This is a genomic window from Curtobacterium sp. MMLR14_006 (assembly GCF_001864985.1).
Lineage (GTDB): Bacteria > Actinomycetota > Actinomycetes > Actinomycetales > Microbacteriaceae > Curtobacterium.
In genome coordinates, this window is the sequence record NZ_MJGU01000018.1 from 1 (window position 1) to 384 (window position 384).

Genomic DNA, 384 nt, shown 5'->3' on the forward strand with positions numbered 1-384 from the left:
CTGCAAAACCCATACGGTTTCCAATACCGCCTTCCGAGGCTTCGGTGGCCCCCAGGGCATGATGATCATTGAGCGGGCAATGGACGATATCGCCCGCCATCTCGGCATGGACCCGCTGGATGTGCGCAAGCGCAACCTGTACGGACCTGGCCGCGATGTAACCCACTATGGTCAAATCGTCGAGCAGCACGTTTTACCGGACCTGATCGACACGCTCGAGGCCAGCTCGGACTACCGTCAGCGTCGTACCGAGATTTCCAGGTTCAACAAAGAGAACTCGGTACTGAAACGGGGCTTGGCCCTGACACCGGTGAAGTTCGGCATTTCATTCACGGCCAAGCACCTCAACCAGGCCGGTGCACTGGTGCACGTTTACACCGATGG

1 protein-coding gene is annotated in these 384 nt (G+C 58.3%); it reads left to right on the plus strand.

All coding sequences use genetic code 11. The features are described from left to right. Positions 1-79: 79 nt before the first annotated feature. The coding region (locus tag BIU94_RS07445; protein ID WP_368086398.1) for a molybdopterin cofactor-binding domain-containing protein at positions 80-384 on the plus strand (305 nt) is incomplete at its 3' end.